This is a genomic window from Rothia nasimurium (genome assembly GCF_035916755.1).
In the GTDB taxonomy this organism is placed as follows: Bacteria; Actinomycetota; Actinomycetes; order Actinomycetales; family Micrococcaceae; genus Rothia.
In genome coordinates, this window is sequence record NZ_JAYWIX010000003.1 from 79,278 (window position 1) to 101,672 (window position 22,395).

The following is a 22,395-nucleotide window of genomic DNA, read 5'->3' on the forward strand; positions in this document are numbered from 1 at the left end:
GGTGAGTGGGTTCGTGAAACGTGAAAAAGCGCGCCACCTCTGAATCTAGAGGTAGCGCACCCTAAGTTGTAGTTTAGTTTTTGGGGTCGTCTGCGACTTCACCCTGGATGACAGGACGCTCGGCTTCGGCTACCGGTATGGCAGTGGTATCTTCCTCGATGCTGGTGACGGTCATGAGGTGAACCTTAGCCACGGTGCCCGGAGCAATTTCCAGGTGGGCGGTGTTGGCTTCCTTGTCGATAGAGACAACAGAGCCGTAAAGACCAAAGTTAGTCATAACCTGGGTGCCGGGCACCATGGCGTCCTGACGTTCCTTAATCTGCTGCTGGGCCTTCTTGGCACGGCGTGCCGGTAGCACGATGAGCACTAGCATCATGATGCCCAGAAGTAGGAGCATAAACAGGGGTGAGCCTGACTGCACGAGAATCCCTCTTAACGTAGTTGATGGGGGTGAACAAACTAAGTCCCCATTCTATGCCAAGTTCCTTGCAGTTGGCTGGTTGCCCCCTGATATTACAGGGGCAGACGACTAGGGCAGCTCGGGTGCCTCTAGCCCCAGGTGCTCCCAGGCAGCGGGCAGGGCGACTCGCCCGCGGGGGGTTCGCCCGATTAGGCCCTCACGCACTAGGTAGGGTTCGGCAACAGTCTCGACGGTTTCGGTCTCTTCGCCCACTGCAATAGCTAGGGTTGAGAGACCCACCGGTCCCCCGCCGAACTTAGTAATCAGAGCTTCGAGCACAGCACGGTCTAGGCGGTCCAAGCCGCGCTCATCGACCTCGTACATGTTGAGGGCTGTTGCTGCCGCCGAGGCCTCGATACGGTCGATGCCGTTAACCAGGGCCCAGTCGCGCACACGACGCAGCAGGCGGTTGGCGATACGGGGCGTTCCCCGAGACCGGCCCGCAATTTCTGCAAAACCCTCGGGGCTAATGTTGAGTTCCATTAGGCCAGCAGACCGGCGGATTACGCTCTCTAGCTCGGTAACAGAGTAGAACTCCAGGTGGCCGGTAAAGCCGAAGCGGTCACGCAGGGGCCCCGGTAGTAGACCCGCGCGGGTGGTTGCCCCCACCAGGGTGAAGGGCGGCAGCTCAAGGGGAATAGAGGTTGCCCCCGCTCCCTTGCCCACCACGATATCTACACGGAAATCTTCCATGGCCATGTAGAGCATCTCTTCAGCCGGGCGGCTCATGCGGTGAATTTCATCGAGAAAGAGCACTTCGCCGGGGGTGAGAGAGGAAAGAATCGCAGCCAGGTCACCCGAATGCTGAATAGCTGGCCCGGAGGTAATACGCAGGGGAGCATCCATCTCAGCAGCAATAATCATCGCCAGGGTAGTCTTGCCCAAGCCGGGAGGGCCCGACAGGAGCACATGGTCGGCCGAGCGTCCGCGCATTTTCGATGCCTCAAGCACCAGAGACAGCTGCTGACGCACGCGCTGCTGCCCCACAAAGTCATCAAGGGACTTGGGGCGCAGGGCCGCCTCAATCATTTTTTCTTCTGGTTCTTCATCCATGGAAACCAGGCGCTGGCCGGGAATCTGGACATCGGCGTGAGGGAACTGGCTCATACTCTACCTATCGACCTACCGTATTCTGGTTGCCCAGCGAAGCCAGTACGGCCCGCAGCGCTTCGGCAACGCCCATGGTTTCGGCCTTCGGGTTGTGCTCAATGAAGGACTCAATAGCGCTGACGGCATCTCGCTCGTTCCAGCCCAGGCTGGTCAGGGCGTCCTGCACTTGGGGCTTCCAGCTCACGCCCTGGTCGATTGGCAGCTGGTCGGTTGCGCCGTCCGCCAAAATCAGCTTGCCAGCAAGCTCAAGGACGATACGACGCGCCCCCTTGGGGCCAATGCCAGGAACCTTGGTGAAAGCCTTATCGTCACCGTTTGCCACAGCACGCTCAACCTCAGCCGGGGTATGCACACCCAACACAGCCAGGGCAATGCGCGGGCCAATACCCGACACCGACAGCATCATGTCAAAGACCTCACGCTCGGCAGGCTCAGCAAAGCCGTAGAGGGTCATGGAGTCCTCACGCACAATCATGGTGGTTAGAACCGTAGCCTTCTCTCCCAGGCGCAACTGCGAAGCTGTACGGGCATTGAGATGCACCAGCATGCCAAAACCGTTAACGTCGATAACAGCGGTCTCCAACCCCAGATGGGTCACGGTACCGGTCAGTGAGCTAATCATGAAACCAATTCTATTCGAATATATGTACTAATACAAGAGCTTACCTTCGCGCTCTAGCCTCCGCCTCCATCCAGGCCCGCTGGGCGGGGGTGAGCTGGGCGCTGCGGCGCGCTGCCGCAGGGTTTGACCCCTGGTGGGTCTGGGTGGTGGCTGCCATGTTGATGCCGGATCCGATGCCACCACCGCGCCAGCCGTGACAGATAGCCAGGGCGAGGGCGTCCGCTGCGTCCGCCGGTTTGGGCATGGCATCAAGCCCCAAAATGCGGGTTACCATACGCCCCACCGAGGCCTTATCAGCCCGACCAGAACCAGTCACCGCCGCCTTCACCTCTGAGGGCGTGTGGAAGTGTACCGGCACTCCGCGCGCAGCGGCAGCCGCAATCACCACGCCGGAGGCATGGGCAGTGCCAATCACAGTATTAACCTGCTCTTGGGCAAAGACCCGTTCAATAGCCAGGGCGTCGGGCTGGTAGGTATCGAGCCAGGCCTCTGCAGCGCGCAGAATTTTGAGGATGCGGGCGTCCAGGCTCTCCGATGCGGCGGTACCCGCCACCCCCACGTTGACGAAATGGGCCTTGCGGTTGGCCGTCATGTCGACCAAGCCGAAACCGCACCTGGTGAGGCCCGGGTCGACCCCCAGAATGCGGGCAGCGCCCGGAACTCGCGGGGCGGGTTCCGGGCGCTGGTGTGAGGTGCCGTGAGCCGGGGCCACGCACTCCTCCTTTCCCTGCTGGTTACTCAGCTTCGAGCTCGGCCATGACGGCTTCGCTGATGTCTGCGTTGGAGTAGACGTTCTGTACGTCGTCCAGTTCTTCGATGGCGTCCGCGAGCTTGAGGAACTTCTTAGCACCTTCGGCGTCGAGGTCTACCTGCATGGTGGGGCGGAAGACCGGGTCGTCGTTGTTGTACTCGAGCTCAGCCTCTTCCAGAGCCTTGCGGATAGCGGGCAGGTCGGTTGCCTCAGAGACAACGGTGAAGATCTCGCCCTCGTCAATGACTTCCTCAGCACCAGCATCCAGTACGGCCATGAGGACATCGTCCTCAGTCAGGCCCTCAGCCTTAGTAACCTCAGCAACACCCTTGCGCTCAAAGAGGAAGGCCACAGAACCGGAGTCTGCCATGGTACCGCCGTTACGGGTCACAGCGGTGCGCACCTCAGCAGCTGCACGGTTACGATTGTCGGTCAGACACTCGATGTAAAGGGCAGTGCCCTGGGGACCACGGGCCTCGTACATAATCTCGGTGTAGTCAATGGTCTCACCAGTCAGGCCCGCACCGCGCTTGATAGCGCGGTCAATGTTGTCATTGGGCACCGAGTTCTTCTTGGCCTTAGAAACAGCCAGATCCAGGGCCGGATTGCTGGCGGTGTCGGGGCCACCCATGCGGGCTGCTACTTCAATTGCCTTAATGTACTTAGCGAAGGCCTTGGCGCGCTTGGCGTCGATGGCAGCCTTCTTGTGCTTGGTTGTGGCCCATTTGGAGTGACCAGCCATGATTCTCCTTAGTTATCTGGTGCGCCCACCCACAAGCAGGCGCGATGTACCTCGTACTATTCTAGCGTGGACGGGCAGAAGCCGAAGCCCGCGCCTTGTCCACGAGGCTATCGTCAATGACTACGGGGGTGAACTCGCCGTACTTCTTGATAGCTGCCTGCTTAATGAGGAAGTCAGAGATAGCGGGGTTCTTGGGCAGGAGGGAACCGTGCAGGTAGGTTCCAATGACGTTGTGGACGCGGGCGCCTTCGCTGGAATCTTCCTTGTTGTTGCCCTCGCCCTTGGTGACGGTGGCCAGGGGCTTGGTGTCGCCGGAGAGATAGGTGAGCCCCGAGTGGTTTTCGAAACCGATGATGGTGCCGAACTCTTCTGATTCCTCAACGATGTTGCCAATGAGGCGTTCTTCACCGCCTATGGTCTTAGCGTCAAAGACGCGAATACCGTTGAGGGTGACGCCACCTACGGTTTTGAACTCTTTACCAAAGAGCTGGTAGAGGCCGCAGATCACCAGTATGGGGGTGCCGTCTTCTGCCAGCATGCGCAGGGTTTCAGCATTGGCGAGCAGGTCGTCCTGAATCACGGACTGGCCTGAATCCTGGCCACCTCCGCCCACGAAGATATCGCCGTCGAGGGGGAACTCATCACCGGGGTTATAGTCAACGATTTCGGTGGTGAAACCATGGGCCTGGGCCCGTCTGGAGAGCGACAGAGTGTTGCCCCAGTCCCCGTAGATGTTCATATCTTTGGGGTAGAGCTGCACAATTTTGAGGCTCTTGTTGTTGCCGGTTTGGGTGATAATCTGCTCGCCCGCTTCGACCGGTGCGTTCTCAAAATCGCTCATTAGATTTCCTCCACATCGGTGATTTTTGCCAGTTCCTTACGGATGGCCAGCATAGCGGTGTAGGTGCAGAAGATTCGCATGGGGCGCCCCTCTGACTTGGCAATAAAGGTAGCGAGGGCTTCTTCGAGGTCCTCGTTGATGTTCTCAACATAAACATCGTCGTGCTGCAGGCGTAGAGCCATGTCGTAGGCGCGCACGCCCGACACCATGGTGACGCCGCCCTGGGTCAGGGAGTGGAAGTCAACGTCCCAGAGCCAGGAAACGTCGCGGCCGTCAGCGTAGGCGTCGTTGATGGTAATCATGGTGGCGTAGTCCTTGGCGTCGGCGGACGCCAGCGACAGGCGGAACCCGCTGGGGTTCTTCACCAAAAGTAACTGCAGGGTCTGGCCGTTAACGTTGAGGGTTTCACCGCGGCCAAAAGCCGGGGCAATATGCTCAAGTTCAGCCAGAAGTTTAGTCTCGTTGAGGGAATCTCCCATGACTTCACGGGTCAGGGCCATTGCCGCAGCGGCGTTAAAGATGTTGTAGACACCGTAGAGGTTAATGGTGCCCGCTAATTCCTTACCGGCAACATCGAAGGTGGCGGCGGTTCCCTTGAAGTCCTTGAGCAGGACGGACGCCGCCGGCAGCTCCGGCGCCAGAAGACCGGCGTCCGCACGCTCAGCACCTTCGGGGCTGGTGCGCAGATCGTCATCAGACGGGAAGAGGGCACGGAGCTTCTCAGACAGACCGAAGTAGCTCACCCGAGTGCCGGGCTGAATATTCTCAGCCAGAGAACGAATACGCGGGTCCTCGCGGTTGAGCACCACGGTGCCCGTCGTCGCGTCGGCAACCGTAGCCAGCATACGGCGGGTTGTGTCAATCTCACCGAAGCGGTCTAGCTGATCACGCAGGACGTTGAGCAGCAGCGCGTAGTTGGGCTTGACCTTGCGTACAAAGTGCACCGCGTGAGCCTCGTCCAGCTCAAGTACCGCGATGTCAGCGTCCAGCTTACCTGCCAGGTTCATCTCACCCAGCAGAGCAGCAGCTACGCCCCGCACGAAGTTCGATCCGGTGCGGTTGGTAAAGACCTTCAGGCCCTGGGATTCCAGCAGCTGCACCACCATCTTGGTGGTGGTCGTCTTACCGTTCGTACCCGAAACAACGACAACACCGCGCGGCAGCTTAGCCAGCTCCTCCGCCACAAAATTAGGGTGCAGTTTCTCCATGACCAAGCCAGGAAAGGCAGAGCCGCCCCCGCGCAACTTGGTCGCATAACGAATGCCTTGGCCAACAAGGCGAACAACAGGTCGTGACATGGTGACTATCTTACCGGGTTTGTGTATGCTTCGAACCTGTAATGACCACTTCCATGAACCAACTTGTACCCTTCCCCGAATTTATCTGGCGTGACATCACCTGGCGCGATAGGGCCCCCTACCTTAAAGTTGAGCCTCTTCTTGATGGTCAACCTAGCGGTGAGATTGAAACTATTGCCATCACCCCAGGCAGCTTCCTCGGCCTTACTGCCCTCCCTGCGGACGTCCGTGGCGCCGGCACTTACTGCAGCGGTTACTCACGAGCCAACCTCGATAGCGTTGGCTTTCATCTAGAACCCTGCCCCACCAACACCATCATCACCAAGGGCAAGCAGTGCGACTCCTGTTTCGCCCGCGACGAATTCGCGCCTATTCACCGTATCCACCTGGGTTCTCGAATGAACGAGGCAGCCCTGACCTACGTTAATCTCGAACACTACCTCTACATCGCGACCTTCCCCGACGGCACTTCCAAGGTTGGCACCGCTTCCCTGCACTCCAACCCCCGCCGTCTCGACGACCAAGCCGTCGCCGCAGCTACTTTCGTTGCCCGAGCAGACACCGGCATCATCGTGCGCCAGCTCGAAGACCTGGTCTCGCAAGAAGCCAACCTCACCCAGTTCAAACGAGCCTCCACCAAATACAAGGCATGGGTCGACCCCGCCAGCACCGAACGCCTCAAATCTGAACACTACATGGCCGTAGAAAACGCCACCTGGGCGCTCGAAGACGCCCACGACACCATCGACGGTTTTGACATCACCGCAGACCGCTGGGTGCCGTCCGTCGCAATGAGCCGGGCCTACGCGTCCTTACGGGCAGAAAACCCCGAACCGCTCACCGCCTACCCCACCCTCACCGAAGGCACTCACGGCTTCTACATCACCGGTGGAACCGGCAAGTTCCTCACCGCCCACTTCGGCAACCCCGACCAGACCTTCCTCATCAACACCGCTGAACTCTCCAACAGGGCCTGCCGCCAGCACGGGGAGCTCACTCCCCCGGCGTCCGTGCAAGAATCGCTGTTCTAGGGGCGAGCGGTTGGCTTACCTACTGCCCTTGACTACCCCAGGCAGTACTGAGCAGGTCCCGGATCTCATCCAGGGTCTGCGTGACCGTCTTGGTCCCGGCGACGATGGGCAGGAAGTTGGTGTCGCCGCTCCAACGGGGCACGATGTGCTGGTGCAGGTGGGCAGCAACTCCTGCCCCGCCAACCTTGCCCTGATTCATGCCGATGTTGAAGCCATCTGCTCGGCTAACCTCCCGCAGAATTCCCATGGCTTTCTGGGTGAGGGCAGCAATCTCAGCGGTCTCCTCTACAGTAGCGTCATCATAGTTAGGGATATGCCGGTAGGGGCAGACCAGCAGGTGCCCGGGGTTGTAGGGGTAGAGGTTGAGAATGACGTAGGCGTGCTCGCCGCGGTGCACAATGAGCGACTCGGCATCATCGTGGGTGGGAGCATCGCAGAAGGGGCAGGTGTTTTCGGTGTAGTCCCTTTGCCCGCCTTTTACGTAGGCGCGGCGGTGGGGCGTCCAGAGCCGCTGGAAGGCGTCCGGAACCCCCGGCAGCTCAAAATCGTCGGTGGTGTACTGGGGAATTTCTACCATACCCCTCAGTTTATCCCGAGGGGCAGGTAGGACGCCGCCTAGCGGCGGGTGCGCCAGGCCCGGTGGTACTGTGCAGGCACATAGTCGATATCGACCTTGAGTTCGTCAGCCCAGTGCAGGGCGAAGGCGGGGTTACGCAGAGCCTCCCGGCCCACCAAAACCACATCAGACTGACCCGACCCCACGATAAACTCAGCCAGACGCGGTGAGTTGATCATGCCAACAGCCCCAACCGGCAGACCACTCTCGCGCTTGACCTGAGCAGCCATAGGAACCTGGTAACCCGCATAAACATTAATCTTTGCAGGGTAGTTACCGCTGGTGGAAATATCGGCGAAGTCCACGCCGTCCTCGGCGAGCCAGCGCACCACCTGTGAGGTTTCCTCGACAGTAATACCGCCGTCAAGGAACTCGGTAGCCGACAGGCGCACCATCAGGGGCATCTCGGCAGGCATGACATCCCGCATGGCACGGGCAATCCTGCGCGCGAAGCGGGCCCGGTTTTCTAAGGAACCACCGTAGGAATCATCTCGCTGGTTAGAGAGAGGCGAGAGGAACTGGGTAATCAGGTAGCCGTGAGCCCCATGAATCTCAATGAAGTCAAAGCCCGCAGCAACCGCGCGGGCGGCAGCCGCGGCGAAAGCCTGAACCAGATCGTCAATTTTCTCTTCGGTCAGTTCCTCAGGTTCTTTCAAGCCAGGGTAGGCAAGAGCAGACGGAGCCAGCGTGACCCAGCCGCCCTCGTCCTCCCCCAGGGAACCGCCATCGTGCGGCACCAGCTCGCCGGGGGTCGAGGCCTTTCGTCCTGCGTGAGCAATCTGGATACCTGCCTTGGCTCCCCCGGCGTGAATTGCTTCAACGACCGGCTTGAAAGCCTCGGTGTGTTCATCGCTCCAAAGGCCCAGGCAGTAGGGGCTGATGCGGGCGGCGGGTTCAACACCGGTCATTTCGACGATGACGGCACCTGCGCCGCCCCTAGCAAGAGCGCCGTAGTGGGAAATGTGGTAGGCGGTGGGTTTGCCGTCCTGCTGCTCAACCGAGTACTGGCACATGGGCGGAATCCAGATGCGGTTACGGGTAGTCATAGAACGTAGGGTCAGGGGCTCAAAGAGGGGCGATGCCATGTTAAATCTGCCTTTCATATGGGGTTGTGCACCTACTTCAACCGGGTGCGGGGCCGAGATATTCCCGAGGTGCCGGAGCAATGAAGGGTAGACTTACAGGCAGCAAGCGCTGATGTGAGGAGGCCCATGTTTTCTTTCTCCGACCTCGACATGCCCCTGGTTGCCGCGCCCATGGCGGGTGGGCCGTCCACACCTGAGCTCGCAGCGGCCACCTCAGAAGCCGGTGGACTTGGTTTCTTAGCCGGCGGCTACCTCTCTGCTGAAGCTCTTACCCGTCAGATCCAGCAGACCCGAGCGCTGACCAGCCGCGCCTTCGGGGTCAACCTCTTTATGCCTATCACCGATGTACAAATACCCGCGGACGCCGGTGGGCAGCTAGCGCGGTTTACTTCCGCGCTGCAGCCGGTGGCGGACGACCTGAAAAGTGAGCCGGGTAAGCCACAGGCTACAACTGAGAGCGAGGCCCGGGGTTTCGCCGAGCTCGTAGACGTTGTTATCGCCCAGCGTATTGCTGTGGTGACTTTTACCTTCGGCTGCCCCAGCACTGAGCTGATTCAGCGGCTGCAAGAGCACGGCTCATTGGTAGGCGTAACCGTCACCCGCCCAGAAGATGCCCTGGCCGCCGAACAGGCTGGCGCTGATTTCCTCTGTGTGCAGGGCCCTGCCGCAGGCGGGCACCAGTCCACCTTTGCCGTAGCTGACGAGCTAAATATGTTACCGCTACCGCGGTTACTCACGGAGGCGCGCCGCATCTGCACCGTGCCCCTGGTGGCGGCGGGCGGCGTCCGTACTGCTGAGCAGGTGCGCGACCTGCTTACCTCTGGTGCTGTAGCTGTTCAGGTGGGCACCCCGCTCTTACTGGCAGATGAAGCTGGGACATCAGAGGCCCACCGAAATCTACTCCAGGCACCAATCCGGGAAACTGTCATGACAAGGGCTTTTACTGGTCGCTATGCCCGTACCATCCAGAATAGCTGGGTTGAGCGCTATCACGATACAGCTCCCGCCCTTTACCCGGGTGTGCACGAGGTCACCGCCCCTCTGAGGCGGACGGCTGCGCTAGGCGGTAATACTGAGTGGATTCATGCCTGGGCAGGTGAGCCCTATGCGGGACTGCGAGGAGGGCCCGCCGCAGAGATTCTACACGGCCTTGCACCGGCGCTGTAGTTATCACGACGGGGTAAACTTGCAGGTATGCAAGAACTGACCGAATCCGCCGTCCGCTCATCTTTTATTAACTGCTCTAAGGGCGAGGCTAAACACCTCAACCTGCCCAGCCTTATGGAGCAGAACTGGGACGACCTGATTTTTCTCTCCTGGCTCGACCCGAAAAGCCCGCTCAAGGGTTGCCTGGTCGTGGAACACGAGGGGCAGGTGCAGGGCGTGTTGCTGCAAAAGTCTAAGGCGCAGAGTAAGGCCGCTCAGATGTGCCAGTTCTGCCTGACTCTGCACCCGGGGTCTGGGATTTCGCTGTATACGGCGGCCCGGCCGGGTGAGTCGGGGCGACGCGGCAACACCATCGGCACCTACCTATGCTCCAACCTGGCCTGCACCGACTATGTGCGGGGCAAGAAAAAGCCGGTGGGTATTCGCCAGATGGACGAGACCCTATCCCTCGAAGAACGCATAGCTCGCACCCGCGATAATGCGGTCAGGTTTATTGAGCGGCTGATGGAGGGGGCCGCATGATTCAGATTGAGTCGCTCGCACCCACCCAGGCTGATGTGGTCCAGGCACTCTATGACCAAAACCCCGATTACTTCCTACGAATTTCAGGCTGTCCCGCCGAGCCCGGCTCTGCGCTGGAAAACCTAACGGTTTTCCCAGCCGGTTTATCCCACTCCCCTGTGCTGTTGGGGGCCTTTGAGGACGGACGCCTGGTTGGGGTTTTGATTGCTGTGTTGGGGTTCCCTGATAAGCAGTTTGCGCATGTGGCTCTGGCCCTGGTTGATCGTCAGGCGCGAGGACGCGGGGTGGGCCGTGCCTTGCACGACGCCTACTTGGGTGCGGTTCGGCAGCACCCACATATCAGTACCTTACGTTTGGGAATTGTGGCAACTAACGCCGAGGTCGCCGGACCTTTCTGGCGGGCCCTAGGCTACACCCCCAGTGGTGCGGTTAAGGACTTTTCTCAGGGTGATGTGGTTTCAACGGTGGAGGTTTTTACTCGGCCAGTTAGCTAACTTTGATCTAGTAAAACGTAAAACCAAGCAGACTAATCACCCCACGGGTTAATAAGGGGAATATTCATAGCTAGGAAGTCTTTGGTGTTCCTAGTGACGAGTTTCATGTGATGGCGCTGGGTAATTGCCGCGATGAAACAGTCTGCCGATGGCCTGAGGTCGGGCACTTGATAAGTAGCGGCAATGAGGGACGATTCGAGATCAAGGTCAAGAACCCTCCCCTCAAACCCCGGAAGTAAGGTTCCATGCAACCAGTCACTAATAAGGGCGGCTTGAGCAGAGTCCTTACGCGCCAGCCTTTGAACGCCCACCTCTAACTCATAAACTGTGATACTCGTGACAAAAAGCTGGTCGGAGTACTGTTTCTCAAGCCATCGCTGCACTGCAGGGTTTTTCTTGGCTGGTACCTTGCGAATCTCACTGACAAGGTTGGTGTCTAGTACATACATCAGAACTCAACAGGGCGAGGCTCGAAGTTGAGGCGCTCGAATTCGTAATCGATATCTTCTTGCATGGACATCTTTTGCAGAAATTGAGCCCCATCTGGCTGGTCTTGTTTTCCAAGCTTTCTGTAATCCTCATAGGTCATCAGCACAAATGAGGGAGTACCCCTATCGGTGATAATGACAGGGCCTACTGAAGCTGCGCGTTTTGCCGCGCTGACATCTTGATTCAGTTGCCTCGAGGTAAGAACAGCTGGGGTTGCACTAACAGTCATAACACCCGCCTTTCATGTAGGTACTTACCTACATTTTTGTCTTGGTGCTGAACGAAGTCAAGGGGTTTCCTACTACGTAGTGGAGAGATTAGAAAGGATTACCAGCCAAGGCTCGTTGCCAGCTGGCAGGCAAGGGGCTGACAGCCGACGTCCTTATGTCGCTGAGCAAAAAATTCGCAATGGGCAGGTCGTCGAGGCCGAACGGATGCGGCCAGAATGGTAGTTTTCCCAAACTTAGCGCTCAGTATCAGCCTCTTGGTTTTCAGGCCCTTCTATTGTGGGTTGGTTCAAAGCTCTATCGCGGTAGCCTCTCATGACTTCTGCCAGGTCTTCTATGCTCATACCCTCGGGTAGCTTCATGGCCATCGCTGAGATAGTGATGGTTGAGTTTGCTGCTCCTTCGTGGGTCACTCGGGTCAGAGCGCGGATACCGGTTAAGGTCCAGTTATAGGTGTGGGTATCGGCGATAACAGCCCTAATTTCCTTGCCCTGCCTATCGGCGGTGATGTCTCCGATAACGCTCCACAGAATCAGGTGGTTGCCGTGGTCGAGAACCGTTGAATGGTTGTAGAAACCCTCGGGCGTGAGAATCAGGGCGTATCTGCGCCGGAAGTAGTATATAAAGGTGAAAATGCCGGCGACAATGCACCCCACTCCAGATGCCAGGACGCGGTGGTACCTCCAGTCCGGTGGGTTATGGATAAACCACACGCCCACCGCTATCCAGCCCACGCCAATCAGGAAGCTCATGCCGAGCTTCTTGGGGATTCTCATCGTTGAGTTTTCTGGGGTGTCCACAGTGCTATTGTACTGAAAGCCAGGCATAGCGCTCACGCAGTTTCTACACAATTCAATGGTTGCAACAATCAGGGTGATCTGACGGCTACACCGAGGAGACCTGGCTGCACGGTGTTCAGGTGACGGACGCCGAGGGTAAGGTGACATTCAAGACCATTGTTCCCGGCTACTACACTGGCCGCTGGCCGCACCTGTACTTTGAGGTGTTCTCGTCGATTGATGATACTACTGATTCGACGAATGCTATTTTGACCTCGCAGATTGCGATTCCGCAGGCTGTATGTGATGTGGTGTATGTGCTGGATGATTATGCGGGTTCGGCACAGAACATGGCTCAGCTGACCCTAGAGACTGACAATATTTTCTCGGACGGCTACGACCAGCAGCTCATTACCCTGAGCGGTTCCTTGGACACCGGTTACCAGAGTGAGGTGCTTGATGTTCCTATCGATGTGACCACTGAGCCAACCAGCGGCTCTATGGGCGGAGGTATGAGCGGCGGCATGGGCGAACCCCCAGCAGGCCCCAGCAGCGCACCCGGTCAAGCGCCAAACGGGGCGCCCGCTACACCGCCGAACAACGGCTAAATTTACGAGGGTAAAGTAAAGAACTTGCACTTTTGGGTCTTAAAAGGCGATTTTAAGACCCAAAAGTGCAAGTTTTTACCTCGAACGACTACCAGGGAAGGTTCTTCGCTCCATTGCGGTAGTTCCTCATTATTTCTGCCAGTCCTTCACGGGTCATACCGAGTGGGAGTTTCATGGGTGTGGTTGAGATGCCGATGGCGGAGTTTTCAGCGCCGTCGTGGGTGACTTTGGTGAGGGCGCGCCAGCCGGTGAGCGTCCAGTTGTAGGTGTGGGTATTTGCGATGTCTACGTAGATTTTTGGGCTTGCTTATCTGCGCGGATGTCACCGATGACTTTCCAGGGGATGAGGTGGTTTCCATGGGAGGCGATGCTGCTGTGGTCGTAGAATCCTTCTGGGGTGAGGATGAGGGCGTAGCGGTGCCGGTAGATGTTGATGGCGGTGCCCAGACCACCCAGGATGAGCAGGGTGCCATAGCCGTAGCTTTGGCCTACTCTCCAGTCCACGGGGTAGAGAATGAACCAGGTGCCGGCAGCTGCTAGACCCAGGGCGATAAGGACGCTCTTGCCTCGGCTTTTGGGATGCGGAGGGTTTCTTCCGGGCTTGGCATATGGACGTTTTTGGACATTTCGGTTTAGAGGTTTTATTGCAGACCTATCGGCTGGTATCTATGGCAGCAACTTTGCCTTCACTATGCGCGGAATCCCGATAGTCCTCGATAGCTTGAATGAGGTCCCGCTTGTTCATTCCAGAAGGTAGCGTGAGGTTCTGGGTCATAATGGCCTGGTTCCGCGGGGTTATGTAACGTTCTGCGTCTGCATGGGAGCTGGGGTGAATCTTGATTCCGCCTAGCTCGTTGGAGACTCCACCAACAGCTTCCCAGGGGATGAGAGCTGATGACCTTGCTGAGATAGTCGTTCTGTTCAGGATTCCTTCTGCTGTGATGGCAAGGGCCTTACGACCGGTGGCTAGGTAGATTGCTAGTCCAATCGCAGCGGTGGCAAAGAATAGAGCGCCTACCCAAAGTAGCACCCCAAAGAACCCCGAGCGCTCCATGGCAGATGAAGCAGAAAGAAGCGCAAAGACTAGGCAGAGCACCACATTCAGGCTAACCTTGGCTGGACTTTTCTTGGCGTAAATATCCTTCATGGTTCCTCCTCATTGAGAGCTACTTGCACCCAAAATTTTACCAAGTAGACTTACTTACATCAAGGTCGACAGCTGAGCTTACTCGATAGTTTCACCCACCGGTTACATAGCCAAGATTCGATCTCAAGTAGCTAGCAGATGCTGCCAAAGACAAAAGGGCACTCACACATGTGCAAGGATACCCTTACCTTGTTTCACGATGACCGCTCCCAGATTATGCCGCGATCTTAACACTGAGTAGGCGGTTGATGCTTATGCCTTGTTCTTGGGCCTCTATGGCTATGCGCCGGTGAAGTTCTGGCGGGATTCGCAAGCTGAGCTTGCCGGAGTAGGTGCGATCTGCGAATGCCTGGGGTATTTCCTCGCCATTAGCTTCCATGTCTTGGGCTACTTGGGCGACGAGTTTTTTGATGCCACTGAGGGCGTCTAGTTCGTTGGGTTCGAGCCAGGATAGGGAGGGCATTTCGAGGACGGTCGCGACGTATTCGTGGTCTTCTGGCGACCAGGTGACACGGTAGGTGTAGTGTTCAATCATTGGTCTGTCCTTTAAGTTTGTGAATTGCTTGGAGCGTAGGCTGAGGGAGATGTGAGCTTTATGGAAAGATTGAGGCAGGGTTCTTAATGTTACTGATAGAGAGATTTATCAATGAATGATTCTGGCTATGTTGCTCGTTCGACGGTTATAGGTGACATTGAGGCTCTTGCAGAGCTTATGGTAGAGAGCTGGCAGTTTGCTTATGAAGGTCTGATGCCGGCTGATTTTCTGATGAATCTTTCGGTGCAGGAACGGGCCGATTCTTTGCGCCGGGTGCTTGAGTCCAATGCTGCTTCAGATTTACAAGACACCCGCGTTGCACTTTCGGCAGATAAGTCCGATGAGATTCTGGGTGTCTGTTCTTTTGGCCCTGATAGAACAGACGGCTCTATTAGTGAGGTATATGCACTGTATGTCCCCCCACCGTGATTGGCAGTGGGTTGGGTAGATTTTTAATGCAGGACGCCGTGGCGCGGCTTTCTGAGTTTGGTTTTGGTGAAGTATTTTTGTGGGTGTTTGAGGGTAACGATAGAGCAATTCGTTTCTATGAGAAGGCTGGTTTCAGATTAACGGGTGAGACGAAAGTTGAGAAGCTACAAGGTGCGCAGCTGAGGGAACTAAGAATGAGGAAGACCGTCAGATAGCTTCTGTCTTTGCATAGAACAGTGAGGGTTATTCAAAGTAGAAGCACACCCCACCAAGAAACAACGGCCCCACCAGCAATTCGCCACACTACTAGCTGCCCTCACCCAAAACCACACCTGGAACAAACCACAAGGCAGACCAAGCGCACTCACCTTGCACCAAGCCCTCAAAGCCACCCTGCTCTACCACCGCCACAACCTCACTGAGGAACTACTAGCAAATATTTTCGGGGTTTCACAACCTACTATTTCCAGAACCATCAATCTCATTGAAAAAGCCCCCACAGTACCCGGCTCACTGGTTATTGATGGAACACTGATACCTACTTGGAATTGGCGTTCATCAGGCAAAACATACTTCTCGGGTAAACACAAGAAAGCTGGTTTCAATTACCAGGTCATCTGCACCCCTGACGGTAGACTCCTGGCTATCGCTGACCCTCCCCCTGGAGTTAAAGATGATACTCTCATACCTTCCATGCACAGGGGCTTGAGCGGTTCCTGAATTCTTCAACTTTGGCGGAAAAGGGTTATGTGGGTCTGGAGCTGATCACTCCAACGAAACCTAAACCTGGCCAGCGTATGGCCGTGGAGGTGAATAAGAAGAATAACCGGGTGATTAACAGGCTACAGTCGGTGGATGGTCGGATTATTACTCAGACCAAAACTTGCCAGGTGTTGAATACGGAGTTTCAGGCGACCGTTGAGTGGATATTTTCGGTGATGCGTGGGTTGGTGTTTTATGCGGTCGGGAGGGATTTTGAATAACCTTCCTTATAAAGAAACTCGCACCATGAAATAATTAACTAATTTAAAAATTTGGAGAACCCCCTTTCTCGAGAGGAGTGTCTCTGACAAATTCCGCACCATTATTTTTATCGTCTAGATTTTTAAAAGAATATTTTCCATTCCAGATGATTCCCTTGTTATCTTTAAACTGATATTCAACATCAATTCGATGTGTTTCACCGGAAACAGACTTCCCGTCTATTGATAAATCTTGATCAAGCTCCCAAACACCCTTGCTCTCACCTGGCATAATCTGCCACACAGTAACCGTACCACCAATGCCATACCCTAAATTTTTTTCCTGTTGACTATAAAGGAATGTATAATTATCGATCATTTTCCCCATTGTCTTAACCTCATAAATCGGAGCCTCCGATGGATTCCTGATGCAGATTTTCCATCTATTTGCAGCTTCAGGGTCAGATGTATTTGCCGTATCGCCTGAGCCACAAGATTCGTTGCTTTTAACTATATAGTGGAATATCTTATCTGCCTGTGACCTCTCAAGCAAAATATTATTTGAATGCAATGGAACACCGATCCCAAAAATTGCAACTATAATTGAAATAAAGGATGCCCAAAAAGACAATGCATTGTAGATAGACTTATTTGATCCACCGCTCAAATCAGATAATCCTGATTTTTCAGACTTTCGATGAAAATCTTCTGGAGTTAAATTTTCATTACACATATTAACCTCATGAAAAGTAGAATCTATTTCAATTGAATGCAGCCTATCTGAATTAATATCTAGTATTAAATCAATATCCGCTGGCCCGACAAGCAGGCTATCATTTTCAAATTTAGTAACCCTCAATTCAATTGCCTTTCAATCCCCTCGTGCTCTTCCTGGTGGTATTTCCTAGAGAGAAATATTTCCGCGCTTCACCAAAAAATATTAAATTTGCAAACTAAGACCACAGTGGGGGCCGGATCCAAGATAAGGGCCCCACTGTGGTCTAGCTTACTATTACGTGCTTGTTGCTGGTCAGCGCCAGGTTAGAGTGCCACTCCCCTACTCGGCAGCAACACCCTTCGGGTCCTCATTCACCCGCTCTTCAATATGCTTTACGATCCGCTCCACAGCCTCATCAACGGGCACGCCGTTTTCCTGGGAGCCGTCGCGGAAGCGGAAGCTCACCGCGCCGTTCTCGGCGTCCTCGCCACCGGCAATCAGGATGAAGGGCACCTTCTCCTTAGAAGCAGTGCGGATCTTCTTGGGGAAGCGGTCCGTGCCGTAATCCACCTCAACGCGCACACCGCGCGCCTTCAGCTTCTCCGCAACCTCCGCCATGTAGTCATTGAAGGCCTCAGCAACAGGCACACCAATCACCTGCACCGGCGCCAGCCACGCCGGGAAAGCACCCGCATAGTGCTCAATCAGCACACCCATGAAACGCTCAAAGGAACCAAACTTGGCTGAGTGAATCATGACCGGCTCCTGGCGGGTGCCGTCAGACGCCTGGTACTCCAGCCCGAAACGGGCAGGCTGGTTGAAGTCATACTGCACGGTAGACATCTGCCAGGTGCGGCCAATCGCGTCCTTAGCCTGAACAGAAATCTTGGGACCGTAGAAGGCAGCGCCACCCGGGTCAGCCACCAGTTCCAAACCGGTCTCAGCAGCAACCTGCTGTAGAACCGCAGTTGCCTCCTCCCACTGCTCGTCCGTACCGATGAACTTATCCTTCTTATCGCCCTCAGTGTCGCGGGTTGAAAGCTCCAGATAGAAGTCCGTCATGCCGAAGTCTTCAAGCAAAGAGAGCATGAACTTGAGCAGGTGGGCAACCTCAGCAGGTGCCTGTTCCTTGGTCACGTAAGAGTGGGAGTCGTCCTGGGTAATCATGCGCACGCGGGTCAAGCCGGAGAGCACACCCGACTTTTCATCACGATAGACCGAACCGAACTCGAACAGACGCAGGGGCAGCTCGCGGTAGGAACGGCCGCGGGAGCGGAAAATCTCGTTGTGCATGGGGCAGTTCATGGCCTTGAGGCGGTAGGCCTGGCCCTCGTCCTCCATAGCCGGGAACATACCGTCCGCATAGTAGGGCAGGTGGCCGGAGGTGTAGAAGAGATCTTCCTTAGAGATATGGGGGGTCTTAACGTACTCGAAGCCCTCTTCAATGTGGCGGGCACGCACGTAGTCTTCCATGGCGCGCAGAATGACGCCGCCCTTGGGGTGAATCACGGGCAGGCCGGGGCCAATGGTCTTGGGGAAGGAGAACAGATCAAGTTCTTCACCCAGGCGGCGGTGGTCGCGGCGCTCAGCCTCAGCAATGCGCTCCTTGTAAGCAACCAGCTCTTCCTTAGAGGGCCAGGCGGTGCCGTAGATACGCTGCAACATGGGGTTCTTCTCAGACCCGCGCCAGTAGGCGCCACCGGAACGCATCAGCGCATAGCCGTTAGCCAGAATCTTGGTGTTGGGTACGTGGGGGCCGCGGCAGAGATCCTTCCAGACGGTCTCGCCCTTCTTGTTCACGTTATCGTAGATGGTGATTTCGCCAGCGCCCACCTCAACGGCCGCACCCTCAGCGGCGTCCGCACCAGAACCTGGGCCCTGTGAGAGGGTGAGCAGTTCCAGCTTGTAGGGCTCGTTAGCCATCTCAGCTTCAGCTTCAGCCTGGGTGACCACGCGGCGGCGGAAGGTCTGCCCACTCTTAATAATCTTCACCATGTCCTTCTCAATCTTCTTCAGATCTTCGGGGGTGAAGGGCTCTTCAACATCAAAGTCAAAGTAGAAACCGTCGGTGATGTAGGGGCCAATGCCGAGCTTGGCGTCCTTGCGGTAGTTCTGCACAGCCTGAGCCATCACGTGCGCAACCGAGTGGCGCAGCACCTCCAGGCCTTCCTGCTCGTGCACAGAAACAGGCTCTACAGTATCGCCCTCAGCAAGTTCGGTGGATAGATCAACCAGGGAGCCGTTGATACGGGCAACAACAATCTGGGGATTCTCAGCGAACAAATCAGCGGCGGTAGCGCCGGCCTCAACCTGCTGTGCGGCACCAGAAACGGTAATTGAAAGAGCGGACAAAATGTCTCCTTAGGTGTGCCCACCCCTACTCCGGGTGAGCTAGCGTTACATCTGCACGGTACAAGGGTGCAGAACAAAGCCCATTTTACCGCTCCGTGTGCTTATTCGTGTCCCTGGCCAGGGCGCGCGCATCACATTTTCTGCCCGCCAGGTAGGAGCGGGCGGTCAGAAAGAGGCAGAAGCCCGCCAGGGGCAGGGCTGAGAAAAGGACGGACGCCTCCCCCAGCACCCCGGTCATAGTCAGGTTAATAAGCTTGATAGTTGCCATCAGGGCCAGGGCCAGCCCACCAAAGAAGGGCACCACTGCCTGGGTCTGGGCATAGAGGCGGCGGGCAGAGTAGACCGGGGCATCTAGCCCCCAGGGCCTGGGCCGCTGCCAGCTGGCGCGGCTTCTGCTTGCCCGCATGAGCCGAAAAGGCGTCGTGAACCTGGGTGAGGGCGTCCTTACTTGCCATACGCCCCATAGCCACCCCAGAAAACCACACCAGGGCCAGCAGGGCAGGCAAAAGAAGGGTAGGTCCAAAGACCAGCCAGGCCCTCTTTTCAGCCCAGCCGGTGGCCTGGCCCAAAAGGTCAAAGCGCACCGGAAGCTGCTGGGGCAAAGAAGGGTAAAGAAGGGCCAGATACACCAGCTCAGCCACCACCAGCCCCAGGGCAAAAATAAACCAGATAGGGTTAGGTTTGATGGGTGGGTAAGGGGCTGTCATGAGCTACCTGCTTCTACTTTTTCCTGCCAGCTGTCGTCTTTGATGCAGCCTGGGCCCCGGCCAAGGAAGCCTTGGCCCGGGACTTCTTGAAGGTCACCTCCAGCCCCTCCAGGGCCCGCAGGCGCCTGCGCATGACCTTAATGGCCTCGGGGTTCTGGTCAATCAAAAGGAAGTTGCGGTCAAGCTGGGCGCAGGCGTGGCCGGTAGTCCCAGAGCCGCCGAAGAAGTCCAGCACCCAGTCCCCCGGCTCACTGGAGGCCTGCACAATACGGCGCAAAATACCCAGGGGTTTCTGGGTGGCGTAGCCGGTTTTCTCCTTGCCGCTGGGCGAGACAATGGTGTGCCACCAGACGTCCGTCGGCAACTTACCAATCTCAGCTTTCTCGGGGGTAACTAACCCGGGCGCCATGTAGGGCTCGCGGTCAACCGCCTCAGAATTGAAGTAATAGTTCTCGGGGTCTTTCACATAGACCAGAATGTTATCGTGCTTAGCTGGCCACTTCTTCTTAGACTTAGCCCCATAGTCATAGGCCCAGATAATCTCGTTCAAGAAGGACTGGCGGCCAAAGAGGGCATCAAGCACAACCTTGGCATAGTGGACCTCGCGGTAGTCTAGATGTAGGTAGAGGGTGCCGCTGGGCTTGAGCAGCCGCCAGGCCTGCATGAGGCGGGGCTCGAGGAACTCCCAGTAGTTCTCAAAGGAGTCGGAGTAGCCGTAGATATCGCCCTTGATGGTCTCGTAGGTTTGGCCCTTATAGCCAACTCGACTACCGCCTTCTGTGCGCACGGTCTTGAGGCTTTGTCGCTTCTGCACCTTACCGGTGTTAAAGGGCGGGTCGATGTAGATGAGTTGAAAACTCTCTGCGGGCAGGTTCTTGAGCACGGCGAGGTTATCGCCGTGAATCACCATGCTCGTGCTATCTGCTGACCACAAAGAACGTTTTGACACAAGGTACAGAATACCCCAAGCACTTGACTCATAAATAAAAACTTATATAAGATTCTTCTTATGAATAACGGTGAGATCCCCTGGGCAGAAGACCTAGAGCCCTCAGTAGCCCTCTTCTCAGCCCTAGCCCACCCGCTACGGCTGGCCATCGTCCGCCACATCATGGACGAACCCCACACCGTCAGCGAGATTCACACCTGCATGGGAGTCTCACAACCCCTAGCCTCCCACCACCTCAAAATCCTACGAGAGGCCAGCGTCATCACCAGCAGGCAAGAAGGACGAAAAACCTACTACGCCCTAGCAGATGACCACATCAGCCACATCGTCAAGGACGTCTACCAACACACCAAGGAGTAAAAACCATGACCACCGCAACCCTACACCGCGAATCAGAAGCCCACTCCCACACCCACGGCCCCGACTGCGGCCACCAGGCCATCATCCACCTGGACCATGTAGACTACCTACACGACGGCCACGCCCACCGCGAACACAACGGCCACTACGACGAATGCAACACCTGCCAGTGCCAGGACTGCTCAGACATCTGCGCAACCTGCACCTGCGCCGACTGCACCTGCGCAACCTGCAACCACGACGTCTGCGCCTGCGCTGATTGTTCCGACTCCTGCGCCAACTGCGCCTGCACCAACTGCAGCTGCGCCACCTGCCAGCACGCCGCCTAAATAAATAGGTCAGCCAGCAAGAGGTTCCCTAGACTCACACTCCCTGTGAACCTAGGGAACCTTTTTCACCCCGTCCTCACAGGTCAGCCCGCTCAAGAGAAGCAGCCAGTCGGCAGACATTGGTCAGACTACCAATACCCTCAATAGCGGTCACCATCACCTGCCCATCAGCCAGCCACTGCCGGGGGCGAAGGGAAAGACCCACCCCGGCAGGAGTGCCCAGGGCAACCAAATCCCCCGGCTCCAAGGTCATAAAAGTAGAAATATAGCTAACCACCTGGGCCGGGCTAAAGACCATATTGGCAGTAGTCCCCTGCTGCCGTACCTGCCCATCAACGCTACAGGTCATGGCAAGGCCAGCCGCTATATCAAGTTCATCAGGGCTAACAATCACCGGCCCAAAAGGAGTCATACGGTCCCAGTTCTTACCCTGGAACCACTCAGAAGTCCGCCCCTGCCAGTCCCGCACCGACACATCATTCAGCACGGTATACCCCAGCAGGTAATCATCCACCTGCTCTTGGGCAAGGTGGCGGCCACGGCGTCCTACCACCGCACACAGCTCGACTTCCCAGTCAATCTTGCTACTCTCAGCAGGCAACTCAATGGGCTCGCCCGGCCCAATCAAGGCATTGCCAAACTTAGTGAAAATAGTGGGATAGGTGGGCAGTTCAGCTCCGACTTCTACAGCGTGATCCGCAAAATTCAAACCCACACACAGCACCCGCTGAACCCGACTCAAAGGGGCCACAAAGCTCTGCGGAGCAGACTCAAGAACCCTGCCCAGGCCACTCAGATCAGCTTCACTTCCCCAAAAAGCACCGGCATCCAGGGCCTCCTGCAGGGGCCGATCAAGCTCATACCAGCGTCCACCCGCCTCAACCACCGCACAGACCCCATCAGCCCGCCTCACCTGACCAAACTTCACCCCGGCCGTCCTTTCTGTTACAGCACCTAGTTTCGCCCCGCAGGGGCGATCAACTAGACTTTCTATGACGCAATATTCCGTTGACAAGGTGAATAATCGGTAAAAACCGTAGGCAATCATCAGCCAACAGAGTATTC

General features: G+C 56.5%; 32 protein-coding genes. 11 read left to right on the plus strand and 21 right to left on the minus strand.

The window, feature by feature from the left end:
* Positions 1-73: 73 nt before the first annotated feature.
* The 7 genes from VSX42_RS03960 to VSX42_RS03990 all read right to left on the minus strand — a co-directional run bounded on the left by VSX42_RS03960 (position 74) and on the right by VSX42_RS03990 (position 5,833).
* On the minus strand, positions 74-421 hold the full coding sequence (locus tag VSX42_RS03960; RefSeq protein ID WP_326503067.1) for a preprotein translocase subunit YajC: 348 nt from the start codon (positions 419-421) through the stop codon (positions 74-76).
* Between the two features lie 108 nt (positions 422-529).
* Entirely contained in the window at positions 530-1,567 is a 1,038-nt protein-coding gene (gene ruvB / locus VSX42_RS03965) for a Holliday junction branch migration DNA helicase RuvB (protein WP_326503068.1), read from the minus strand.
* Positions 1,568-1,574: 7 nt separating this feature from the next.
* The gene (ruvA, locus tag VSX42_RS03970; RefSeq protein ID WP_326503069.1) at positions 1,575-2,192 is read right to left on the minus strand and encodes a Holliday junction branch migration protein RuvA; all 618 of its coding nucleotides are present in this window, start codon (positions 2,190-2,192) and stop codon (positions 1,575-1,577) included.
* A gap of 40 nt (positions 2,193-2,232) precedes the next feature.
* The gene (gene ruvC, locus VSX42_RS03975) at positions 2,233-2,904 is read right to left on the minus strand and encodes a crossover junction endodeoxyribonuclease RuvC (protein WP_326503070.1); all 672 of its coding nucleotides are present in this window, start codon (positions 2,902-2,904) and stop codon (positions 2,233-2,235) included.
* Positions 2,905-2,926: 22 nt separating this feature from the next.
* Positions 2,927-3,685 (minus strand): YebC/PmpR family DNA-binding transcriptional regulator, encoded by a 759-nt coding sequence (locus tag VSX42_RS03980; RefSeq protein ID WP_326503071.1) that lies wholly within the window; start codon positions 3,683-3,685, stop codon positions 2,927-2,929.
* Between the two features lie 61 nt (positions 3,686-3,746).
* Positions 3,747-4,526, minus strand: a complete 780-nt coding sequence (locus tag VSX42_RS03985) for a glutamine amidotransferase (RefSeq protein WP_326503072.1) — start codon at positions 4,524-4,526, stop codon at positions 3,747-3,749.
* Entirely contained in the window at positions 4,526-5,833 is a 1,308-nt protein-coding gene (locus VSX42_RS03990) for a MurT ligase domain-containing protein (RefSeq protein WP_326503248.1), read from the minus strand. The genes VSX42_RS03985 and VSX42_RS03990 overlap by 1 nt, the downstream gene beginning before the upstream one ends.
* Positions 5,834-5,877: 44 nt before the next feature.
* Between VSX42_RS03990 and VSX42_RS03995 the strand changes: the two genes are divergently transcribed.
* Complete coding sequence (locus VSX42_RS03995; RefSeq protein WP_326503073.1) at positions 5,878-6,855, plus strand: hypothetical protein; 978 nt, start codon at positions 5,878-5,880, stop codon at positions 6,853-6,855.
* Between the two features lie 19 nt (positions 6,856-6,874).
* On the opposite strand, the gene VSX42_RS04000 is transcribed toward VSX42_RS03995, so the two are convergent.
* Positions 6,875-7,432, minus strand: coding sequence for an HIT domain-containing protein (locus VSX42_RS04000; protein ID WP_326503074.1), 558 nt, complete (start codon positions 7,430-7,432; stop codon positions 6,875-6,877).
* Positions 7,433-7,470: 38 nt separating this feature from the next.
* On the minus strand, positions 7,471-8,556 hold the full coding sequence (locus VSX42_RS04005; RefSeq protein WP_326503075.1) for an NADH:flavin oxidoreductase/NADH oxidase: 1,086 nt from the start codon (positions 8,554-8,556) through the stop codon (positions 7,471-7,473).
* A 126-nt stretch (positions 8,557-8,682) separates the two neighbouring features.
* On the opposite strand from VSX42_RS04005, the gene VSX42_RS04010 reads away from it, so the two are divergent.
* From VSX42_RS04010 to VSX42_RS04020, 3 genes are read left to right on the plus strand one after another with little or no spacing between them, the layout of a single operon-like run.
* Positions 8,683-9,723, plus strand: a complete 1,041-nt coding sequence (locus VSX42_RS04010) for an NAD(P)H-dependent flavin oxidoreductase (protein WP_326503076.1) — start codon at positions 8,683-8,685, stop codon at positions 9,721-9,723.
* Positions 9,724-9,750: 27 nt separating this feature from the next.
* Entirely contained in the window at positions 9,751-10,245 is a 495-nt protein-coding gene (locus tag VSX42_RS04015; RefSeq protein ID WP_326503077.1) for an FBP domain-containing protein, read from the plus strand.
* The gene (locus VSX42_RS04020; protein ID WP_326503078.1) at positions 10,242-10,739 is read left to right on the plus strand and encodes a GNAT family N-acetyltransferase; all 498 of its coding nucleotides are present in this window, start codon (positions 10,242-10,244) and stop codon (positions 10,737-10,739) included. The genes VSX42_RS04015 and VSX42_RS04020 overlap by 4 nt, the downstream gene beginning before the upstream one ends.
* A 32-nt stretch (positions 10,740-10,771) precedes the next feature.
* Here the strand turns inward: VSX42_RS04020 and VSX42_RS04025 are convergent, their stop codons facing one another.
* The 3 genes from VSX42_RS04025 to VSX42_RS04035 all read right to left on the minus strand — a co-directional run bounded on the left by VSX42_RS04025 (position 10,772) and on the right by VSX42_RS04035 (position 12,255).
* The gene (locus VSX42_RS04025; protein ID WP_326503079.1) at positions 10,772-11,188 is read right to left on the minus strand and encodes a type II toxin-antitoxin system VapC family toxin; all 417 of its coding nucleotides are present in this window, start codon (positions 11,186-11,188) and stop codon (positions 10,772-10,774) included.
* Positions 11,188-11,457, minus strand: coding sequence for a type II toxin-antitoxin system prevent-host-death family antitoxin (locus VSX42_RS04030; RefSeq protein ID WP_326503080.1), 270 nt, complete (start codon positions 11,455-11,457; stop codon positions 11,188-11,190). The genes VSX42_RS04025 and VSX42_RS04030 overlap by 1 nt, the downstream gene beginning before the upstream one ends.
* 234 nt (positions 11,458-11,691) lie before the next feature.
* Positions 11,692-12,255: a hypothetical protein gene (locus VSX42_RS04035; protein WP_326503081.1), complete on the minus strand. Its 564-nt coding sequence runs from the start codon at positions 12,253-12,255 to the stop codon at positions 11,692-11,694.
* 140 nt (positions 12,256-12,395) lie between these two features.
* Here VSX42_RS04035 and VSX42_RS04040 point away from each other — a divergent pair, with 140 nt between their 5' ends.
* The gene (locus tag VSX42_RS04040; protein ID WP_326503082.1) at positions 12,396-12,842 is read left to right on the plus strand and encodes a hypothetical protein; all 447 of its coding nucleotides are present in this window, start codon (positions 12,396-12,398) and stop codon (positions 12,840-12,842) included.
* Positions 12,843-13,127: 285 nt separating this feature from the next.
* Here the strand turns inward: VSX42_RS04040 and VSX42_RS04045 are convergent, their stop codons facing one another.
* The 3 genes from VSX42_RS04045 to VSX42_RS04055 all read right to left on the minus strand — a co-directional run bounded on the left by VSX42_RS04045 (position 13,128) and on the right by VSX42_RS04055 (position 14,524).
* Positions 13,128-13,346: a hypothetical protein gene (locus VSX42_RS04045; RefSeq protein ID WP_326503083.1), complete on the minus strand. Its 219-nt coding sequence runs from the start codon at positions 13,344-13,346 to the stop codon at positions 13,128-13,130.
* 148 nt (positions 13,347-13,494) lie between these two features.
* The gene (locus VSX42_RS04050) at positions 13,495-13,989 is read right to left on the minus strand and encodes a hypothetical protein (RefSeq protein WP_326503084.1); all 495 of its coding nucleotides are present in this window, start codon (positions 13,987-13,989) and stop codon (positions 13,495-13,497) included.
* Between the two features lie 214 nt (positions 13,990-14,203).
* A complete protein-coding gene (locus tag VSX42_RS04055) occupies positions 14,204-14,524 on the minus strand; it encodes a type II toxin-antitoxin system HicB family antitoxin (protein WP_326503085.1) in 321 nt (106 codons plus the stop codon).
* Between the two features lie 111 nt (positions 14,525-14,635).
* On the opposite strand from VSX42_RS04055, the gene VSX42_RS04060 reads away from it, so the two are divergent.
* The 4 genes from VSX42_RS04060 (at position 14,636) to VSX42_RS04065 (ending at position 15,936) form a co-directional block, all read left to right on the plus strand.
* On the plus strand, positions 14,636-14,953 hold the full coding sequence (locus VSX42_RS04060; RefSeq protein ID WP_326503086.1) for a hypothetical protein: 318 nt from the start codon (positions 14,636-14,638) through the stop codon (positions 14,951-14,953).
* The gene (locus VSX42_RS10910; RefSeq protein ID WP_418950762.1) at positions 14,950-15,168 is read left to right on the plus strand and encodes a GNAT family N-acetyltransferase; all 219 of its coding nucleotides are present in this window, start codon (positions 14,950-14,952) and stop codon (positions 15,166-15,168) included. Before VSX42_RS04060 ends, VSX42_RS10910 begins: the two co-directional genes overlap by 4 nt.
* Before the next feature lie 154 nt (positions 15,169-15,322).
* On the plus strand, positions 15,323-15,673 hold the full coding sequence (locus VSX42_RS10915; RefSeq protein ID WP_418950763.1) for a transposase family protein: 351 nt from the start codon (positions 15,323-15,325) through the stop codon (positions 15,671-15,673).
* 29 nt (positions 15,674-15,702) lie between these two features.
* On the plus strand, positions 15,703-15,936 hold the full coding sequence (locus VSX42_RS04065; protein WP_326503087.1) for a hypothetical protein: 234 nt from the start codon (positions 15,703-15,705) through the stop codon (positions 15,934-15,936).
* A gap of 43 nt (positions 15,937-15,979) precedes the next feature.
* Here the strand turns inward: VSX42_RS04065 and VSX42_RS04070 are convergent, their stop codons facing one another.
* From VSX42_RS04070 to VSX42_RS04090, 5 genes are all read right to left on the minus strand, one after another.
* Positions 15,980-16,774, minus strand: a complete 795-nt coding sequence (locus tag VSX42_RS04070; RefSeq protein WP_326503088.1) for a hypothetical protein — start codon at positions 16,772-16,774, stop codon at positions 15,980-15,982.
* 198 nt (positions 16,775-16,972) lie between these two features.
* Positions 16,973-18,988: a threonine--tRNA ligase gene (thrS, locus tag VSX42_RS04075; RefSeq protein WP_326503249.1), complete on the minus strand. Its 2,016-nt coding sequence runs from the start codon at positions 18,986-18,988 to the stop codon at positions 16,973-16,975.
* 82 nt (positions 18,989-19,070) lie between these two features.
* Positions 19,071-19,253, minus strand: a complete 183-nt coding sequence (locus tag VSX42_RS04080) for a hypothetical protein (protein WP_326503089.1) — start codon at positions 19,251-19,253, stop codon at positions 19,071-19,073.
* A complete protein-coding gene (locus VSX42_RS04085) occupies positions 19,231-19,692 on the minus strand; it encodes a DUF1648 domain-containing protein (protein ID WP_326503090.1) in 462 nt (153 codons plus the stop codon). Before VSX42_RS04085 ends, VSX42_RS04080 begins: the two co-directional genes overlap by 23 nt.
* A 13-nt stretch (positions 19,693-19,705) precedes the next feature.
* Positions 19,706-20,602 (minus strand): site-specific DNA-methyltransferase, encoded by an 897-nt coding sequence (locus VSX42_RS04090; protein WP_326503091.1) that lies wholly within the window; start codon positions 20,600-20,602, stop codon positions 19,706-19,708.
* A 99-nt stretch (positions 20,603-20,701) separates the two neighbouring features.
* Between VSX42_RS04090 and VSX42_RS04095 the strand changes: the two genes are divergently transcribed.
* Both VSX42_RS04095 and VSX42_RS04100 read left to right on the plus strand, forming a co-directional pair.
* A complete protein-coding gene (locus VSX42_RS04095; protein ID WP_326503092.1) occupies positions 20,702-21,001 on the plus strand; it encodes a metalloregulator ArsR/SmtB family transcription factor in 300 nt (99 codons plus the stop codon).
* A 5-nt stretch (positions 21,002-21,006) separates the two neighbouring features.
* Entirely contained in the window at positions 21,007-21,330 is a 324-nt protein-coding gene (locus tag VSX42_RS04100) for a hypothetical protein (RefSeq protein ID WP_326503093.1), read from the plus strand.
* A gap of 76 nt (positions 21,331-21,406) precedes the next feature.
* On the opposite strand, the gene VSX42_RS04105 is transcribed toward VSX42_RS04100, so the two are convergent.
* Positions 21,407-22,258, minus strand: coding sequence for a fumarylacetoacetate hydrolase family protein (locus VSX42_RS04105; protein ID WP_326503094.1), 852 nt, complete (start codon positions 22,256-22,258; stop codon positions 21,407-21,409).
* Positions 22,259-22,395: the final 137 nt, after the last annotated feature.

Bases quoted from the DNA above. Each gene is read 5' to 3' on its own strand.
- ruvB (WP_326503068.1), bottom strand. From the start codon at position 1,567: ATGAGCCAGTTCCCTCACGCCGATGTCCAGATTCCCGGCCAGCGCCTG.
- ruvA (WP_326503069.1), bottom strand. From the start codon at position 2,192: ATGATTAGCTCACTGACCGGTACCGTGACCCATCTGGGGTTGGAGACC.
- VSX42_RS03980 (WP_326503071.1), bottom strand. From the start codon at position 3,685: ATGGCTGGTCACTCCAAATGGGCCACAACCAAGCACAAGAAGGCTGCC.
- VSX42_RS03985 (WP_326503072.1), bottom strand. From the start codon at position 4,526: ATGAGCGATTTTGAGAACGCACCGGTCGAAGCGGGCGAGCAGATTATC.
- VSX42_RS03995 (WP_326503073.1), top strand. From the start codon at position 5,878: ATGAACCAACTTGTACCCTTCCCCGAATTTATCTGGCGTGACATCACC.
- VSX42_RS04000 (WP_326503074.1), bottom strand. From the start codon at position 7,432: ATGGTAGAAATTCCCCAGTACACCACCGACGATTTTGAGCTGCCGGGG.
- VSX42_RS04005 (WP_326503075.1), bottom strand. From the start codon at position 8,556: ATGGCATCGCCCCTCTTTGAGCCCCTGACCCTACGTTCTATGACTACC.
- VSX42_RS04010 (WP_326503076.1), top strand. From the start codon at position 8,683: ATGTTTTCTTTCTCCGACCTCGACATGCCCCTGGTTGCCGCGCCCATG.
- VSX42_RS04015 (WP_326503077.1), top strand. From the start codon at position 9,751: ATGCAAGAACTGACCGAATCCGCCGTCCGCTCATCTTTTATTAACTGC.
- VSX42_RS04020 (WP_326503078.1), top strand. From the start codon at position 10,242: ATGATTCAGATTGAGTCGCTCGCACCCACCCAGGCTGATGTGGTCCAG.
- VSX42_RS04025 (WP_326503079.1), bottom strand. From the start codon at position 11,188: ATGTATGTACTAGACACCAACCTTGTCAGTGAGATTCGCAAGGTACCA.
- VSX42_RS04030 (WP_326503080.1), bottom strand. From the start codon at position 11,457: ATGACTGTTAGTGCAACCCCAGCTGTTCTTACCTCGAGGCAACTGAAT.
- VSX42_RS04050 (WP_326503084.1), bottom strand. From the start codon at position 13,989: ATGAAGGATATTTACGCCAAGAAAAGTCCAGCCAAGGTTAGCCTGAAT.
- VSX42_RS04055 (WP_326503085.1), bottom strand. From the start codon at position 14,524: ATGATTGAACACTACACCTACCGTGTCACCTGGTCGCCAGAAGACCAC.
- VSX42_RS04060 (WP_326503086.1), top strand. From the start codon at position 14,636: ATGAATGATTCTGGCTATGTTGCTCGTTCGACGGTTATAGGTGACATT.
- VSX42_RS04080 (WP_326503089.1), bottom strand. From the start codon at position 19,253: ATGGCAACTATCAAGCTTATTAACCTGACTATGACCGGGGTGCTGGGG.
- VSX42_RS04085 (WP_326503090.1), bottom strand. From the start codon at position 19,692: ATGACAGCCCCTTACCCACCCATCAAACCTAACCCTATCTGGTTTATT.
- VSX42_RS04090 (WP_326503091.1), bottom strand. From the start codon at position 20,602: ATGGTGATTCACGGCGATAACCTCGCCGTGCTCAAGAACCTGCCCGCA.
- VSX42_RS04095 (WP_326503092.1), top strand. From the start codon at position 20,702: ATGAATAACGGTGAGATCCCCTGGGCAGAAGACCTAGAGCCCTCAGTA.
- VSX42_RS04100 (WP_326503093.1), top strand. From the start codon at position 21,007: ATGACCACCGCAACCCTACACCGCGAATCAGAAGCCCACTCCCACACC.